Raw genomic sequence first — 17903 nt, forward strand, 5'->3', positions numbered from 1 at the left:
CCAATTAGTGAGGGAAGAACTTAAACGCCCCCTGATTGAAGGTTCGTTTTGAATGAATCTAATAATCTCCAAACAATCAAGAATGACATGGTTTGGAGATTCTTTTTTTGTTGAAATTCACGCATTTTCGATTAGGACAAGAGAAAGGTCACCAAGGTTCCGGGCGTCAACAACAAAAACCGCTTATGTTGTCAGAGGGTAGCTAAAGCATATATCTTTAATTTTCTCGAAAAATAACTTGTCAGTTTGTATATTTACATAATAAAATAGATATATTATTTAAAATTTGTTCGCAGAAATATATATTAAGGGGGAGAAGGATGATTAACTATGATTTTACAGTAACCAAAGTGATGACAGAAAAGACGAAACCGGCAAGTGATCAATTAGCATTTGGTAAGCATTTTACCGATCATATGTTTATTATCGATTATCACATTGATAAAGGTTGGTATGATGGGCGAATTGTTCCTTATCAACCACTAACATTAGATCCAGCTTCAATGATCTTCCATTATGGACAAACCGTGTTTGAAGGTTTAAAGGCTTATGCTACACCCCAAGGTGATATTCAATTATTCAGGCCTGAAGAAAATATTCTACGTTTAAATCGTTCTAATGCGCGTATGTGTATCCCAGAAATCGAACCAGCATTAGCTCTAGCAGCGATTAAAAAGCTCGTTCAGATAGAGAGAGAGTGGGTGCCACAAGCTGAAGGAACTTCGTTATATATTCGACCATTTGTGATTGCAACTGAACCTTACTTAGGTGTCGCCCCTTCTAAACAGTATAAGTTCATCATTATTTTGTCTCCAGTAGGTGCATACTATAAAGAGGGAATTAACCCGGTTAAGATAGCAGTAGAAAATCAATATATTCGAGCGATTAAAGGCGGAACCGGAGAGGCCAAAACCGCAGGAAACTATGCAGGTAGCTTAATCGCGCAAGAAAAGGTAGCTGCCGATGGTTATGCACAGGTTTTGTGGTTAGATGGGTATGAAAAGAAATATATCGAAGAAGTCGGCAGTATGAACGTTTTTTTCAAAATCAATGGTGAAATCATTACCCCTGCATTAAATGGAAGTATATTACCTGGTGTGACAAGGAAATCTGTTATCCAGTTACTTAAACATTGGAATATAGAGGTTTCAGAGCGAAGAATAGCTTTAGATGAAATTATACAAGCTTATCAACGCGGAGAATTGGAAGAAGCCTTTGGAGCGGGAACAGCAGCCGTTATTTCACCAATTGGAATGTTAGCTTACAATGGTGAAGAAATGGTGATTAATGAACAGCAAACCGGACAGCTTTCAAAAAAATTATATGAAACGTTAACTGGCATTCAATATGGAAAAATAGACGATCCATTTGATTGGATTAAAGAAATATAAAAGATGTCTTCACATGGCAAAGAGTAGTTGATTTTGATCAGCTACTCTTCATTGTGAAGTGAAGGATTGGTACTAATGATTGAAAACAGATTTATTATATTTTTCTTAATCAGCTATCCATTATGGCTTTTTATACGAAGAAGATATGTGATTAAGCATAAAAAAAGCATCGGATTAACAGAAGAAATTGTGTTGCAAGCTTTTGCTATTTATATCTTGGCTGTGATTTATTTAACAATGGAGCCTTTCTACTTTCAATTACCAATTGTTGGGGAGCGAGCCTTTTCATTTGATATGAACTTATTTTATCAATTGACGCATATGGCTGAAGGTTATCTGCATCTACAATTATTGTATACGGTTGGCAATATCTTATTATTTGTTCCGTTCGGTATGCTAGCTCCAATCGTGTTTAAGAAAATGCGTCACCCTTTGCTTTTAATAAGCATGGCTTTTTTATTTTCTTTAGCCATTGAACTTAGTCAAGCTTTATTCACCTTAACGAGAACAGGTACTGTCGATGATTTATTTTTTAATACATTAGGTGGCCTCTGTGGCTATTTTGTTTATTTATACGCGCGGTCAATCGGTAATAGAAAATGAAAACTGCCACTTTATAAATCAATTAAAACCATAGGCTTTGCTGCTACTATATAATGGACAGATTTTTCTGATAAAAACCTTGACATTAGCAACGGGCTTATGGATAATAGAATCAAATTCATATCAGCAAAAATGATGATAAGGATCAAGTAGATAGATGATGTAAGAACAGAGATTGGAATGCATTGGCTGAAACGTTTCAAGATACCTCTCGCTATCGAAACCTGCCCTTTGAATTGTTAAGTAAAAAGCTTAACCGCTCACCATAAGAGCGTTAACAAAAAACAAGAGGATATGTATCGTTTATCAAATCATGGTGGTACCGCGGAAAACTGCTTTTCGTCCATTACAGTATATGTGTAGTGGCTGAAAAGCAGTTTTTCTTAATTTACCGTGTTGGTTAATGGAAAGTAGGTGTTAGATGTGTCAAAGGAAAACCGGATTGTTGTTAAAATTGGGAGTAGCTCATTAACAAGGAAAGATGGGACGTTAAGTTTATTAAAATTAAAAGCACATAGCGAGGCGATTGTGAAACTCATCAATCAGGGAACCGAAGTGATTTTAATCTCTTCGGGAGCGATATCGGCTGGTTTTAGAGACTTGGGTTACTCTAGTCGACCTGTAACCGTTCAAGGAAAACAAGCTGCAGCAGCAGTTGGTCAAGGCCTATTGATTGAAGCATATAACCATATATTTAAGACGTACGGTTATGTATCTGCTCAGCTTCTGCTAACGCGAGATGTTTTCAAACATGAAACGCAGTTTACTAATGTATATCAAACGATCACCGAGTTGTTGAAACGTAGAATCATACCAATTATTAATGAAAATGACTCTGTAGCAACTGATGAACTGACATTTGGCGATAATGACATGTTATCTGCATTAGTAAGTGGTCTTGTAAATGCAGATATGTTAGTGATGCTTACAGATATTGACGGTATTTATGATCAAAACCCTAATAAAGCCCCAGATGCTAAACGTTATCATCATCTACCTCATATATCAGACCAATTGGTAGAGCAGACGAGTCAGCACGCTGGTTCAAAAGTAGGTACGGGGGGCATGAAATCTAAGTTACTTGCTTCTCAAATGGCTACAACATTAGGGGTTAACTGTTTTGTAGGTAATGGAGAAGGTGCAGAAAAGCTTATTGCTATACGAGATGGTAAAGGAAATGGAACCTATATTGGGGATAAGCATACGTCACATGTTAGGAAACATAAGCAGTGGATTGCTTTTCACTCTGAAGTAAAAGGTCGAATTTTAGTTGATGATGGGGCTAAGGATGCGCTATTATCTGAAGGTCGAAGTCTTTTAGCAGCAGGTATTATTGCGATTGAAAACCAGTTTGAACAAGAAGATGTCGTTGAAATATATTATAATAAAGAAATGATTGGAAAGGGTCAGGTTAATTATGCCGCAGATCAATTAATGCGTGTTAAAGGATTAAGTAGTAAAGAGGTAATGGAATTAACTGGATCTAACAAACCGGAAGTCATTCATAGAAATAAATTAATTATTACGGTTCAGGAGGTAGACGTATGAGCAATTTAGAAGAAATGGGATTAAAGGCGAAGCGGGCGAGTAACGATTTAGCTCAGGCATCAACGAAGGATAAAAATGCAGCGCTTGCTCTAATAGCTGAACAGCTATTAGATTCACAAGTGCAAATCTTAGAAGCAAATGCAATAGATATCGACATCGCTAAAAAAAATAAGATATCGGATGCAATTATTGATCGTATTCGTTTAACTGATAGTAGGATTAAAGCTATTAGCGATGCATTATTGCAACTCATTGAGTTACAAGATCCAATTGGTGAGCAATTAGAAGAATGGATACGCCCAAATGATTTGAAGATAAGAAAAGTAGCTGTTCCTATTGGCGTTGTTGGAATCATATATGAGGCACGTCCAAATGTGACGGTTGATGCAGCCAGTCTATGTTTAAAAACGGGTAATGCTGTGATTTTACGTGGCAGTTCTTCAGCAATACATTCTAATCAAGCGATTGTTCAAGTGATTCGCAAAGCATTAACAAACTCTAATTTACCAACGGATAGCGTCCAATTAATTGAAGATACCGATCGGAAAACCGCAGAAAAAATGTTCCGTATGAATAAATATTTAGATGTACTCATTCCACGGGGCAGCAAAAAGTTAATTGATACGGTTGTTGCAAATGCTTCGGTTCCTGTCTTAGAAACGGGTGCTGGTAATTGTCACATGTATATCGATTATAATGCTGAAAAAGACATGGCAATCAACTTAGTCATTAATGCAAAAACACAACGACCTTCCGTATGTAATGCGATTGAAACTGTAATAGTACAGAAAAAATGGTTTGAAGTAAATGGTCATACATTAATTCATGCATTAAAACATGCTGGGGTAGAAATACATGGTGACCTAAACATTAAAGCATATGATAACTCAATTATTGAGGCAGATGAAGAAGATTGGTATACAGAGTATTTAGATGATGTTGTTGCTATGAAAGTCGTCACAACCCTAGATGAAGCGATCGACCACATTAATCAATATGGTACGAAGCATTCTGAAGCCATTATTACAGAGGATGAGCAGCATGTTATCCAATTTATGAATCAAGTAGATGCCGCATGTGTATACCATAATGCATCAACACGCTTTACGGACGGATTTGAATTTGGTTTTGGTGCTGAGATTGGTATAAGCACACAAAAATTGCACAGTCGCGGTCCGATGGGGTTAAAAGCTTTAACATCAACGAAATATCAATTATTTGGGGCAGGACAATTTAAACAGTAATTTTTTATGATGAAAGATCACGTTTTTTGCGTTACAATTAAACATAGATTTATTAAACTGTATAACGATAAAAGGAGCGATATTGTGAGTAAAACATTAATATTTGGACATAAAAATCCAGATACAGATACGATTACTTCTGCGATTGTATATGCATATTTAAAAGAGCAATTAGGTGATCAAGTAGAGGCTGTTGCTTTAGGAGAAGCTAATAATGAGACAAAGTTTGCCCTCGATTACTTTAATGTTGAAGCACCTCGTGTAGTGAACGAAGTCGCTAAAGAGACAAAAGAAGTTATTTTGGTTGATCATAATGAGAAACAACAAAGTGTAGCTGATATCGATCAAGTCAAAGTTAAAGAGGTGATTGATCATCATCGCATCTCTAATTTTGAAACGTCTGACCCGCTCTATTATCGAGCAGAACCAGTAGGGTGTACAGCGACCATCCTAAACAAATTATTTAAAGAACATCACGTTCGTATTCCGAAGGATATGGCAGGTTTAATGCTTTCTGCGATTATTTCAGATTCTTTGCTTTTTAAGTCTCCGACATGTACAGATGAAGATATTGAGGCGGCAAATCAACTGGCCGAACTTGCAGAAGTCGATTCTGAAATTTACGGTTTAGAAATGCTAAAGGCAGGTGCTGACTTAAGTGAAAAAACGGTTGAGGAATTATTAGCGCTAGATGCTAAAGCGTTTGATATTGGAACAAATCACATAGAGGTAGCGCAAGTGAATACGGTCGATCCCGAAGAATTATTACAAGAAGAAGCTAGCATAAAAGATGCGATTACAACGGTGATTGAACAACGTAAATTAAACTTGTTCGTTTTTGTTATTACTGATATTTTGGCTAACGATTCAACCATTATTGCATTAGGTGAAAAAGCAGATGTTATGAATCAGGCATTCAATGTTGAACTTGCTGACGATAAAGCCCTACTTAAAGGTGTTGTATCACGCAAAAAACAAATTATACCACAATTAACACATGCACTTTCTTAGATAAAATGCATCGTGTTAAGGAAATGAGTGCTATCGTCACCTTTATTCTTTATCAATTGTTATAATAGGATAGGAGATTACCGATAGCTAGCATATAGGCGGTTTGTTTCACCCTATTCAATCAATGGAGAAAAATTCATCTTAGTCTATTATTTGTTGGATAGAATAAAATACTATTAATCTTAGCAAAGAAGGGATCCAGGACAATGAGTACGCAATTACAATCGATAGCTATTAAAGACATTGTCATCGCCCATCAGATGATTAAAGATGTCGTAACCAAAACACCATTACAAAGAGATCCGATACTCTCTGAAAAATATCAATGTAATGTTTATTTAAAACGTGAAGATTTACAAGTCGTCCGCTCATTTAAAATACGGGGTGCTTATAATTTTATGCAGAGCTTGAGTAAAGACGAGCTGAGAAACGGGGTTGTTTGTGCTAGTGCAGGTAACCATGCTCAAGGTGTCGCTTATTCATGTCAAGCATTAAAAGTAAAAGGCAAGATCTTCATGCCGACGACCACGCCAAGGCAAAAAGTCAATCGCGTTGCCTTTTTTGGTGGAGACTACGTTGATATTGTCTTAACGGGTGATACATTTGATGATGCCTCTGATCAGTCAAAAAAATATTGCGAAGATCATGAAATGGCATTTATTCATCCGTTTGATGATTATCGCACTATAGTTGGACAAGGAACTGTAGGTTTAGAGATATTAGAAGCAATGGATCAACCCATCTCACATATATTTATGTCAGTTGGGGGAGGTGGTCTAATTTCTGGTGTAGGTTCTTATATAAAAAGTATTAGTCCTGAAACGCAGGTCATCGGTGTAGAACCAGCAGGTGCAGCTTCGATGCAAGCTTCAATGCAAGCAAATAAGGTGGTTAAACTTGACCATGTTGATAAATTTGTCGATGGTGCAAGTGTCAAGCGAATTGGTGACCTAACCTTTGAAGTAGCTAAACAAGTGGTCGATGGCTTTGCAACAATACCCGAGGGCAAAATATGTACAACGATGTTAAATCTCTATAATGAAAATGCTTTAGTTGTAGAACCGGCTGGAGCGCTTCCAATTTCTGCATTAGATGATTACAAAGATCAAATAAAAGGGAAGAATGTTGTCGTTGTCGTAAGTGGTGGAAATAATGATATTGATCGTATGCAAGATATTAAAGAGCGATCATTGATTTATGAAGGTTACAAGCACTACTTCATTGTTAGTTTTCCGCAAAGAGTAGGGGCTCTGCGTGAATTTTTGACCAGTGTACTGGGAGAGAATGATGATATTACAAGGTTTGAGTATACAAAGAAAAATAATCGTGATCGCGGTCCTGTGTTAGTAGGGATTGAGTTGCAAAACAAAGAAGACTATCTACCTTTAATTGATCGAATGGAAGAGAAGGGATTCTCCTATATTGAGATCAATAAAGATCAAGGTTTATTTCAATTACTTATTTAATCATCGATAATAAAACGAATCTGAGCGCTCGTTATCACCCACCTCAATCGATTTGCTCTAAGCTCTATTTTGAGGTGGGTGTTTTACGGACGGTTATCTGTGATAAAGGGTAGAGAGGATGGCTGGTGTCTTTCCTCTCTATCTTTTTCCTGTTTTTTGTCCACCAGCAGTGAAAGGTAACGGTGTTATAAAGGCTCTTATTCAGAAAAGAGCCTAAAATAATAGGTTGCGGATAGGAGGAGTGACACTGATGAAAGTGAAGATGTTAATCCAAACACAATATAAAAATGCTTTACTCCGTGCAGATAAGATCTATGATGTACCTGATTCAACAGCGCACAGGTGGCATCAAAGCAAAATAGCTGTTATTGTAGAAGAAGAACAAAATACGATTAAATGATGGTGCTCAGCAATTTGGTGAATACTGTCTGAAATCGTTCGTGATCTTCTTGAACAAAAGGTTTTGGTCCCTTGGTTCGTCCCCCCTGTTTTCTTAGTTGTGCACTGTGATAACGGGATGCTAATAGTTGGTCTATATTTTTAGACGTGTACTGAAACCCTTTCGGATGTATAACATAACATGACTTTTGTAATGCTAAAGAAGCTAAACCATAATCTTGCGTCACAAGCACGTGACCTTTGTTAATCATACTTAATATTTTGTAATCAACCGCTTCTTTCTCACTGTCCACGTATATTTCTTTTATCCATTCGTGGTATAACCGGTGTGAAAAATGTGCGTAGCTCTTAACCAAAATAATGGTCAATTGATAAGGTTCACAAAGCTTAATAATGTCTTCTGTCACCGGACAAGCATCTGCATCAACGTAAATAATCATTTTTTCCTCCAATATTGTACTATAACAGTTTTGGGACTTATACTATATTTTATCATAAAAAATAAGGAGAATGCACATATGGCGAAGATCCAACCTGGTGAAGTTATGATGCTAACCGTTCTAAGAGAAATTGAAACGGGTTATGTATTAACCGATCATTCGATTGAAATACTACTCCATAAAAACGAAACCACGCGCACATTAAAAGAGTCAGAAGAAGTTGAAGTATTTGTTTATCATGATAAACAAAATAAATGCGTTGCAACAATGGTGCTGCCTAATGTACGGTACGACCTATTTGATTGGGCTGAAGTGACCGAAATCAAAGAAGGATTAGGTGTGTTTGTTAATATTGGTACCACAAAAGATGTGCTCGTATCAGTTGATGACTTGCCATTGTTACGTACGGTTTGGCCTGAAATCGGTGATCAACTTTATGTGACATTAAAACAAGATAAAAAAGGACGGTTATTAGCTGATCCTGTTTCAGAAGCCGATTTTGAAGGGAATTGGGATTTAGCGCCTGAATCCATGTTAAATAATGACATTTCAGGACGTGTCTTTCGATCTGGTAGAGAAGGAGCTGTTGTGATCACAGAAGAAGGCTATCGAGGGTTTATTCACCATACGCAACGTAAACAGGAGTTGCGTTTAGGAGAATGGGTAAATGGACGGGTGATCAAAGTTAAAGCTGATGGTAGCTTAAATATATCATTAATCCCTAGAAAAAAAGATGCACAGGCATTAGATGCCGAGACTATTTTATCCCATCTAAAAGCACAGCAAGGGGTGATGGAATTTGATAATCAATCTGACCCGGAAGCGATTAAAAGAACATTTAACTTAAGCAAAGCCGCTTTTAAGCGAGCGATTGGGAAATTATACAAAGAGCGATTAATTAAACAAGAAGATGGAAAAACATATTTATTGGAAAGAAAGGATTAGTTCAAAAGTCCTTTTTCGAAATAGGGAAAAGGTGCTTTTTTTAAAAAAATAAAAATTATTTCTTCTTATTAAATATAACTATAAATCGATATTACTGATTGACTCAAACTAGTTAAAAAGATTTGAACAGCTGATCTATAAAAGATATAATAGGATTACTTGGAGCTTTTTAAATCTTTAGACTATGCTTGCTGTATGATTGGGGGTGCTAATGGAATGAGCTTGAAGACCATAGACGAAGTTAAAAGAATAGAACGTCAGGCTGAAGAGCTTGAACGCGACTATGAAGAGAAGCTACAGAAAATGAAACAAGAAACAAAAGAAACCATTGCAGAGATGGAAGAGAAAGTAGAAAGTGAGTTAGAAGCTTTCAAAAAGAAAGAATCTGCAACTAAAGATGAAAAGCTGAAGGCATTAAAGACGTCTTACCAAGAACAGTTAGAAAAAGAATTAAACCATCTTGAAACTAACTTTACAGATAAGAGCGATCAATTGGTTAATGCAGTCATTGAGGAGGTAATGAGGAAGTATGGCAATAGCTAAGATGAAAAAACTGACACTCATATCTTTTCATGAAAAGAAAGATCAGTTGTTGCAGTCGATTCAAGCGCTACAAAGGTTTGAAGTTGTTGATCTACCATCATCTGACTTAGGTGATTATCAAGTGTCTGCCTATGAGGTCGATAGCTTAGAAACTATTATTAAAAAATTTGAAACGCGAATTGACCAAGTGCAAGCTGTTCTGTCATTTATTCAGCCTCACTTGCCAAAAACATCAATGGTGAAGAAGTTAAAAGAGAAGAAAAAAGAATATTCTCTTGAAGAGCTTGAACAAGAAATTTTCAAATTTTCACCACATGATTTAGTTTCTAACCTTTTAAATAAACAACAACAACTTGAAAGTCTTGCTGAAGAGCAGAAACGTTTAATTGAAGAAGAAATGTTTTTGTCAAATTGGAAAAAGTTGAATTTTAAACAAGCTGATGTGCAACAAATGCAACACGTGACTGGAAGTGTCGGTACCGTACCACAAAATGTTCAAAATGCATACATTAATCAACTCAAAGAAAGTGAGCTCCTGTATGTTGAAGAAGTTTATCAGAACAAAGATGAGCACGGGATATTCATTTTCTATGATAAGCAAAATGAACAAGCAATTAAACAATTACTTAACGACAGTCATTTCGAAAATTTAACAGAAAGATTTAAACAAACACCAAGTGATCAGTTGACAGCCGTTCAACAGCAACAAAAAGAATTGAAAAAACGCAAATCCAATATTAAACGCGAACTTGAACAAATGACCAATGAAGAGTGGCAATTAATGCTGACTGAAGAGTATTATGAAGCTAAACTTCAACGGGAACGCAGCAAATTATTACTTGTAGATGAAAAGCATTTGTTTATCATGGAAGGTTGGCTGGAAGAGGAAAAAGTTTCCTCAATCAAATTAGCTTTGACGGATAACTTTTCAGAAGATGATTTTGCTTTAATCGTTGATGATGTCAAAGAAGAAGAATATGATCAAGTTCCAATTGTATTGAAGAATAATGGTTATGTTTCACCATTTGAAAGTATTACATCAATGTACAATCTACCTAAGTATAATGAGATTGATCCGACGCCATTTTTAGCACCGTTTTACTTGTTGTTTTTCGGTATGATGGCTGCTGACCTCGGCTATGGATTGTTGCTGTGGGTGGCAACCTTTGTTGCATTAAATTATTTTAATTTTGATGGTGGAATGAAGAAAAATTTAAGATTTTTCCACTTGTTGTCGTATCCAACTATGCTTTGGGGAATACTATACGGGACTTTCTTTGGAGCTCCATTACCATTTATTATTCTATCAACAACAGATGATGTTATTACGATTTTAATCATCTCAGTGGTGTTGGGTGTCGTTCAAATATTCTTCGGCTTAGGTATTAATACATACCTTAAATGGAGAAGCCAAGATAAATATGGAGCCTTTGCTGATGGAATAGGTTGGATTGGTATATTTGCAGGCCTTATTCTCTTATTAGCAGGTAATATGTTGTTAGAGAATGAACTACTAGGTACAATCGGTGGGATTATCGCTGTTCTCAGTGCTTTAGGTATTATACTAGCTACAACATTAGGTACCGAAAACAAAGGCCTTGGTATTGGCTTAGGTGTTTATAATTTATACGGTATTACAGGCTATGTTGGTGATATTGTTAGTTATACACGTTTAATGGCTTTAGGTGTTTCAAGTGCAAGTATTGCTTTAGCATTTAATATGATTATCGGATTTATCCCTGTGTGGGGCAGGTTCACGGTTGGTATTCTTTTATTCCTTGTCCTTCATGCAGTCAATATTGGTTTAACGATGTTAAGTGCATATGTGCATGGTGCACGTTTAATCTTTGTTGAATTTTTTGGTAAATTCTATGAAGGTGGCGGAAAGGCACTAGCGCCATTAAAAGCATCTGAGAAATATATTCAATTAAAAAATCAAAAAGAATCATAAACGAGATGGAGGAATTACATTATGGAAAGCTGGTTACAATTTTTTATGGAAAATAACGGAGGATTTATCTTTGCTGCACTAGGTATTGGTGTTGCAGTTATTTTTGCAGGTATGGGTTCTGCTAAAGGTGTTGGGATGACTGGTGAAGCTGCGGCTTCATTAATCAAAGAACAACCTGAAAAATTTGGTAAGTCTTTAATTCTTCAATTATTACCGGGTACACAAGGTTTATACGGATTCGTTATCGGTTTCTTGATCTACTTAAACATGACACCAGATATGGCTTTAGCTGATGGTTTCTATATGTTTATGGCTGCACTACCTATTGCATTTACAGGTTTAACTGCGGGTGTAGCACAAGGGCGTGTATCAACTGCAGCTGTTCAAATCTTGGCAAAAAGAGAAGATCAAAACTCAAAAGGTATCATTTATTCAGCAATGGTTGAAACTTATGCAATCTTAGGGTTCGTTATCTCCTTCTTACTTGTTTTAGCATAAAATAAAAAATAGTGAGAGGATGGGGACTATGAAAGATTTACAAGCTTTGTCCACACAAATTTTGGCTAAAACCAAACAAGAAGGACAAGCCAAACTAGATGAGTACGAAAAAGTTGCTAATGACAAAATGGAAGAACAACGTCAAAAGCTTGTGGAAAGTCAAAAAAATCGTGAGGCGTCAATTGCACGTCAAATGAAGAACGACTACGAACGAGAAGCACAGACATTAGCTAACACCCAAAGAAACACAGTCCTTGCCAAAAAACAGTCACTTCTAAATTCAGTATTTACTGAGGCTACGAATAAAATGGCGCAATGGGATGGCGAACAATTTTCTGTGTTCTTAAATGGTGTACTGTCTCAATTAGATGCGAATAGTCAATGGACACTTGTTTCGGGTGAAAAATCAACTGACCTTTTTAAAACAAATCAAGTTCAGTCTGTAGTTAATGACTATTCATTTGTGACAGTGTCAAATGACGTCGTTAAGCAAAAAGCTGGTTTTATTGTACAACAAGGTGGCATTGACTATAATTTCTGCTTTGATGTGCTGGTAGCTGAGCTTAAAAAAGAATTTTCTCCACAACTTGCAACCTTAGCATTTAAAAGTAATGAATAAGGGGGGAGAATAAATGCAAGACACTCAATATAAGGGCGTCAATACACTGTTGCGTGTTTATGAAACAAGGCTTTTAACATCTGAAGATTACGAAAAGATGATTCGTGCTGAAGATTTAAAGGAAGCATTAGAAGTATTGAAGAGCACAGAATATCATATTAATGATTCTGAGATTCTAGAAGATAAAAATTTCGATGCGTTTCTTATGCATCGTCTAAAGGATATTTATGAGGAACTGTATAGTGTAACACCTGATTCTGAGGTTATCCAAATTTACACATTACGTTATTCATATCACAACTTAAAAGTATTGTTGAAGCAACGTTTTAAAGATTTAGAGCTTGAACATTTGCTAATTCCAATTGGTAAATATCCATTAACCACATTAAGAAATTTGGTTAATACGGAGCAATCTGAAGAGTTAAATCCAATTATGGTCGAAGCTGTACAAGAAGCAATTGCTGATTATGAGGTATACGGTCGCATTGAAGCAGCTGATGTGTTTATGGATACGTATTACTATAAACATATGCGAGCGATAACCAACCGTCTAGATAATGATACGATTACACGGATGGCAGATGTAATGATTGATTTAGATAACCTATCAACTGTAGTAAGAAGTATTAACCAAGGTAAATCTCGGTCATTTTTGCATACGGTATTATCGAGTTCTGGGTCTATATCAAAGCAAGCAATTATTGAAGCAGCTGATCAAGGGGCAGTCAATGTCATGCAACAACTCTTTTTAGATAAACCATATGCTAAACAATTGGAAGCTGTACTAGCAGACTCAAAAGACAGTATAAATTCAATGGTGTTGGATAAAGTGATTGATGAAATCATTCATGAACTCATGGAGGAAGGTAAGTATCAACCGTTTGGTCCAATGCCTGTGATGGCTTTTATGTTTGCTATAGAAAAAGAAGTAACAAATATCCGTTTAATTCTTGTCGGAAAAGACAATCAAATCGAAGAAGATATCATTAGAGAAAGGATGCGACCCATTTATGGCTCATAAAATTGCTGTAGTAGGAGATAAAGATTCGGTGCTTCCTTTTAAGATTCTTGGTTTTGATGTTTTTGCTGCTTCTACACCTCAAAAAGCGCGTGAAACAATTGATTCACTAGCGGATAAAGACTATGGTGTTATTTACTTAACAGAAGCAATGGCAAAGGAAATACCGGATACGATTAAACGTTATGATGCTGAAGTTCAACCAGCTATTATCTTAATACCGAACCATAAGGGTTCACTCAATATCGGTAAGGATCGTATTCAAGATAATGTAGAAAAAGCGGTTGGACAGAACATCTTATAATTAGGAGGGGACTTATTTGAAGAAAGGGAATATTATCAAAGTTTCCGGTCCTTTAGTAATGGCAGAGGCAATGGAACATGCGAATATCCAAGACCTTTGCTACGTAGGGGACATGAGATTAGTAGGTGAGATCATTGAAATGCGTAATGATGTTGCTTCAATCCAAGTATATGAAGAAACCTCTGGTTTAGGTCCAGGTGAACCTGTAGAGACAACGGGTGAGGCTCTGTCTGTTGAACTAGGACCTGGTATCGTTTCGCAGATGTTTGATGGGATTCAACGCCCACTTGATACATTTAAAGCGAAGACAGGTAGTAACTTTTTAGTTAGAGGTGTAAATATTTCAGCGCTTGATCGTGATAAGAAATGGGCGTTTACAGCAACGAAAGCTGTCGGAGATCAAGTAGAAGCTGGTGACATTGTAGGTACAGTTCAAGAAACTAAAGTTATTGAACATCGTATTATGGTACCTCATGGTGTTAAAGGTACGATCAAATCCATTGAAAATGGTGAATTCGCCCTGAATGACGTGCTTTACACCATTGAAACTGAAGATGGTGTAAAAGAACAAACACTCTTGCAAAGATGGCCTGTTCGTCGTGGACGTCCATTTAAACGAAAGTTAAATCCAGATAAACCAATGCTAACTGGACAACGTGTCATTGACACCTTTTTCCCAATTACTAAAGGTGGAGCTGCAGCTGTCCCTGGGCCATTCGGTGCGGGTAAAACAGTTGTGCAACACCAAATAGCTAAATTTAGTGATGTGGATCTTGTGGTTTATGTTGGTTGCGGTGAACGTGGAAATGAAATGACAGACGTATTAAATGAATTCCCAGAATTGATTGATCCAAATACTGGGGAGTCTTTAATGGAACGTACGATTTTAATTGCCAATACATCAAACATGCCTGTTGCGGCCCGTGAAGCATCTATTTATACAGGGATTACAATTGCTGAGTATTTCCGTGATATGGGGTATAGTGTTGCAATCATGGCCGACTCGACATCCCGTTGGGCAGAAGCGCTCCGTGAAATGTCTGGTCGTTTAGAAGAAATGCCTGGTGATGAAGGGTATCCTGCATACTTAGGTAGTCGAATTGCTGAATATTACGAGCGTGCGGGTCGAACACTTTCAATTGGTTCAGAGGACCGTGAAGGGAGTATTACGGCAATTGGAGCGGTATCGCCTCCTGGTGGGGATACATCAGAGCCTGTTACCCAAAATACATTACGTGTTGTTAAAGTGTATTGGGCGCTTGATTCATCACTTGCTCAAAAGCGCCACTTCCCGTCAGTAAACTGGTTAACATCCTATTCACTTTATTTAAGTGAAGTTGGTCAATACATGAATGAAGAGTTGAAACAAGATTGGTCAAATATGGTTCAGCATGCCATGAATATTTTACAAGAGGAATCTGAATTACAGGAGATTGTTCGTCTTGTCGGTATTGAGTCATTATCAGAAAAAGACCGCATTACAATGGTCATTGCTCAATCATTGAGAGAAGATTACTTACAACAAAATGCATTCGATGATGTGGATACTTATACATCAAGACAGAAACAATTCTTAATGCTTGATTTAATCCTTTCACTCGAAACAGAGGCGAGAGAAGCGATGCGTTTGGGCGCTTACTTCAAAGAGATTATCGACGGAACAGAAGACTTACGCGATAAGATTGCACGTGCGAAGTATATTTCTGAAGATAACCTAGATGAAATTAGTGCAATTAAACAAGAAATTAAAGATAAAGTACATGATATTGTTGCTGAAGGAGGTATGACGCAAAATGCTTAAGGAATACAAAACAGTTAGCGAAGTCGTTGGACCTCTGATGGCAGTCGAGCAAGTTGAAGGTGTTAAATTTGATGAACTTGTTGAAGTGCAAATGCAGACCGGTGAAATTCGACATGGTCAAGTGTTAGAAGTTGAAGGCGACAAAGCGATGGTTCAGATTTTTGAAGGACCTAGTGGCATTAATATTAAGGACACAAAAGTACGCTTCAGAGGAAAGCCTCTCTCGCTTGATGTGTCTGAAGATATGGTTGGCCGAGTATTCAATGGGATGGGTGAACCGATTGATAATGGTCCTGAGATCATCCCAGAGTCAAGCTTAGATGTGAATGGCCAAGCGATCAATCCGATTGCACGTGATTATCCTGATGAGTTTATTCAAACGGGAATCTCAGCTATCGACCACTTAAATACGTTGGTTCGTGGACAAAAGTTGCCTGTGTTTTCTGGATCTGGTTTACCGCATAAAGAGTTAGCCGCTCAAATTGCTCGTCAAGCATCTGTATTAAATAGCGATGAAAAATTTGCGGTTGTTTTTGCAGCGATGGGGATTACCTTCGATGAAGCTGAGTATTTTATGGAAGATTTCCGTAAAACGGGAGCGATTGATCGCTCTGTTATGTTTATTAACTTGGCGAATGACCCTGCCATTGAACGTATTGCCACACCTAAAATGGCACTAACAACTGCTGAATACCTAGCCTTTGAAAAAGACATGCACGTCCTTGTTATTATGACAGACATGACTTATTATTGTGAGGCATTACGTGAAATTTCAGCAGCACGACGTGAAGTACCTGGACGTCGTGGTTATCCTGGTTATCTTTATACAAACTTATCTACACTTTATGAACGTGCAGGACGCTTAGTTGGTAAAAAAGGTTCAGTAACCCAAATTCCAATTTTGTCAATGCCAGAGGATGATATTACTCACCCAATACCTGATTTAACAGGTTATATTACTGAGGGACAAATTATCCTTTCCCGTGACCTAGATAAAGCTGGATATAAACCACCAATCAACGTGTTGCCGTCCTTATCGCGTTTGAAAGATAAAGGGACAGGTGAAGGTAAAACAAGAAAAGATCATGCACCAACCATGAACCAGTTATTTGCTGCTTATGCTAAAGGTAAAGAGGCTAAAGAACTTGCAGTGGTACTTGGTGAGTCTGCATTATCTAAAACAGATAAGCTATATGTTGAATTTACTGATCGATTTGAGAAAGAATATATTAATCAAGGTTTCTACAAAAATCGTTCAATTGAAGATACGTTAGAACTTGGCTGGCAATTACTTTCTATTTTACCGCGCACTGAATTAAAACGAATTAAGAGTGAATTGATCGAAGAGTATATGCCGGAAGGAGAGTGATCGGCCCATGGCGAGATTAAATGTCAAGCCAACACGGATGGAGCTATCTAACCTTAAAGACCGTTTAGCAATTTCTACTCGAGGTCATAAGCTGTTAAAGGACAAACAGGATGAGTTAATGCGTCAGTTCATTGACTTGATTCGTGAAAATAACAAGTTAAGAGATGAAGTGGAAAAAGAACTGACCGAGGCAATGCGTGCTTTTGTTGTTGCTAAGTCACTTTTGAATGAATCATTTATTGAAGAACTATTTGCTATACCTGATAAATCTGTTTCTTTAAATATTGAAGAAAAGAATATCATGAGTGTTATGGTTCCTGAAATGAATTTTTCTGTTAATGAAGATGAAAAAGAATCTGAGATGCAGTATGGTCTGCTAAATTCGAATAGTGAATTAGATGATTCCATTGATCGCATTAGCAATATTCTGCCAAAACTCTTAAAGCTTTCTGAAATCGAAAAAACGTGTCAGTTGATGGCTGATGAAATTGAGAAGACAAGAAGACGTGTCAATGCACTTGAATATTTGAAGATTCCTCAACTAAAGGAAACGATTCATTATATTCAAATGAAGCTCGAAGAAAATGAGAGAGCAAGTATTACACGTATTATGAAAGTTAAAGATATGGGTACTTAAGAAAAAAAGCTATTCGTTATATAAAATGTACCCTATAGAGTAGACACTTTAAAAAAAGTCTACCTATAGGGTACTTTTGTGTATAATTAGAGAAAAAACAGTAAATGGGGAAAGAA

18 protein-coding genes are annotated in these 17903 nt (G+C 36.9%); 17 read left to right on the forward strand and 1 reads right to left on the reverse strand.

Going from position 1 to position 17903, the window contains the following annotated elements:
- The first annotated feature begins 320 nt into the window (after nt 1-320).
- The 7 genes from JOE23_RS05180 (at nt 321) to JOE23_RS05210 (ending at nt 7663) form a co-directional block, all read left to right on the forward strand.
- A complete protein-coding gene (locus JOE23_RS05180; protein WP_204436224.1) occupies nt 321-1391 on the forward strand; it encodes a branched-chain amino acid aminotransferase in 1071 nt (356 codons plus the stop codon).
- Between the two features lie 75 nt (nt 1392-1466).
- Nucleotides 1467-1994: a VanZ family protein gene (locus tag JOE23_RS05185; RefSeq protein WP_204436225.1), complete on the forward strand. Its 528-nt coding sequence runs from the start codon at nt 1467-1469 to the stop codon at nt 1992-1994.
- Between the two features lie 423 nt (nt 1995-2417).
- The gene (proB, locus tag JOE23_RS05190) at nt 2418-3542 is read left to right on the forward strand and encodes a glutamate 5-kinase (protein ID WP_204436226.1); all 1125 of its coding nucleotides are present in this window, start codon (nt 2418-2420) and stop codon (nt 3540-3542) included.
- On the forward strand, nt 3539-4786 hold the full coding sequence (locus JOE23_RS05195) for a glutamate-5-semialdehyde dehydrogenase (RefSeq protein WP_204436227.1): 1248 nt from the start codon (nt 3539-3541) through the stop codon (nt 4784-4786). The genes proB and JOE23_RS05195 overlap by 4 nt, the downstream gene beginning before the upstream one ends.
- A gap of 84 nt (nt 4787-4870) precedes the next feature.
- On the forward strand, nt 4871-5797 hold the full coding sequence (locus tag JOE23_RS05200; protein ID WP_204436228.1) for a manganese-dependent inorganic pyrophosphatase: 927 nt from the start codon (nt 4871-4873) through the stop codon (nt 5795-5797).
- 206 nt (nt 5798-6003) lie between these two features.
- Nucleotides 6004-7263: a threonine ammonia-lyase IlvA gene (gene ilvA, locus JOE23_RS05205; protein ID WP_204436229.1), complete on the forward strand. Its 1260-nt coding sequence runs from the start codon at nt 6004-6006 to the stop codon at nt 7261-7263.
- A gap of 250 nt (nt 7264-7513) precedes the next feature.
- Entirely contained in the window at nt 7514-7663 is a 150-nt protein-coding gene (locus tag JOE23_RS05210) for a hypothetical protein (RefSeq protein WP_204436230.1), read from the forward strand.
- On the opposite strand, the gene JOE23_RS05215 is transcribed toward JOE23_RS05210, so the two are convergent.
- The gene (locus JOE23_RS05215) at nt 7656-8102 is read right to left on the reverse strand and encodes a YaiI/YqxD family protein (protein ID WP_204436231.1); all 447 of its coding nucleotides are present in this window, start codon (nt 8100-8102) and stop codon (nt 7656-7658) included. The genes JOE23_RS05210 and JOE23_RS05215 overlap by 8 nt on opposite strands.
- 78 nt (nt 8103-8180) lie before the next feature.
- On the opposite strand from JOE23_RS05215, the gene JOE23_RS05220 reads away from it, so the two are divergent.
- From JOE23_RS05220 to JOE23_RS05265, 10 genes are all read left to right on the forward strand, one after another.
- Nucleotides 8181-9047, forward strand: coding sequence for a CvfB family protein (locus JOE23_RS05220; RefSeq protein ID WP_204436232.1), 867 nt, complete (start codon nt 8181-8183; stop codon nt 9045-9047).
- Nucleotides 9048-9263: 216 nt separating this feature from the next.
- Nucleotides 9264-9590 carry a hypothetical protein gene (locus JOE23_RS05225; RefSeq protein ID WP_204436233.1) on the forward strand — a complete coding sequence of 109 codons (327 nt, stop codon included), beginning with the start codon at nt 9264-9266 and terminating at the stop codon, nt 9588-9590.
- Nucleotides 9577-11541 carry a V-type ATP synthase subunit I gene (locus tag JOE23_RS05230; protein WP_204436234.1) on the forward strand — a complete coding sequence of 655 codons (1965 nt, stop codon included), beginning with the start codon at nt 9577-9579 and terminating at the stop codon, nt 11539-11541. The genes JOE23_RS05225 and JOE23_RS05230 overlap by 14 nt, the downstream gene beginning before the upstream one ends.
- 21 nt (nt 11542-11562) lie before the next feature.
- Nucleotides 11563-12039, forward strand: coding sequence for a V-type ATP synthase subunit K (locus tag JOE23_RS05235; RefSeq protein WP_017472109.1), 477 nt, complete (start codon nt 11563-11565; stop codon nt 12037-12039).
- Between the two features lie 28 nt (nt 12040-12067).
- Nucleotides 12068-12658, forward strand: a complete 591-nt coding sequence (locus tag JOE23_RS05240; RefSeq protein WP_204436235.1) for a V-type ATP synthase subunit E — start codon at nt 12068-12070, stop codon at nt 12656-12658.
- A gap of 13 nt (nt 12659-12671) precedes the next feature.
- Nucleotides 12672-13679 (forward strand): V-type ATPase subunit, encoded by a 1008-nt coding sequence (locus tag JOE23_RS05245; RefSeq protein ID WP_204436236.1) that lies wholly within the window; start codon nt 12672-12674, stop codon nt 13677-13679.
- On the forward strand, nt 13669-13980 hold the full coding sequence (locus tag JOE23_RS05250; RefSeq protein ID WP_017472112.1) for a V-type ATP synthase subunit F: 312 nt from the start codon (nt 13669-13671) through the stop codon (nt 13978-13980). The genes JOE23_RS05245 and JOE23_RS05250 overlap by 11 nt, the downstream gene beginning before the upstream one ends.
- Nucleotides 13981-13996: 16 nt before the next feature.
- A complete protein-coding gene (locus tag JOE23_RS05255) occupies nt 13997-15781 on the forward strand; it encodes a V-type ATP synthase subunit A (RefSeq protein WP_204436237.1) in 1785 nt (594 codons plus the stop codon).
- Nucleotides 15774-17150, forward strand: a complete 1377-nt coding sequence (locus tag JOE23_RS05260; RefSeq protein ID WP_017472114.1) for a V-type ATP synthase subunit B — start codon at nt 15774-15776, stop codon at nt 17148-17150. The genes JOE23_RS05255 and JOE23_RS05260 overlap by 8 nt, the downstream gene beginning before the upstream one ends.
- A 7-nt stretch (nt 17151-17157) precedes the next feature.
- Nucleotides 17158-17787: a V-type ATP synthase subunit D gene (locus tag JOE23_RS05265; protein ID WP_017472115.1), complete on the forward strand. Its 630-nt coding sequence runs from the start codon at nt 17158-17160 to the stop codon at nt 17785-17787.
- Nucleotides 17788-17903: the final 116 nt, after the last annotated feature.

The sequence above is a fragment of the Amphibacillus cookii genome (genome assembly GCF_016908375.1).
In the GTDB taxonomy this organism is placed as follows: Bacteria; Bacillota; Bacilli; order Bacillales; family Amphibacillaceae; genus Amphibacillus_C; species Amphibacillus_C cookii.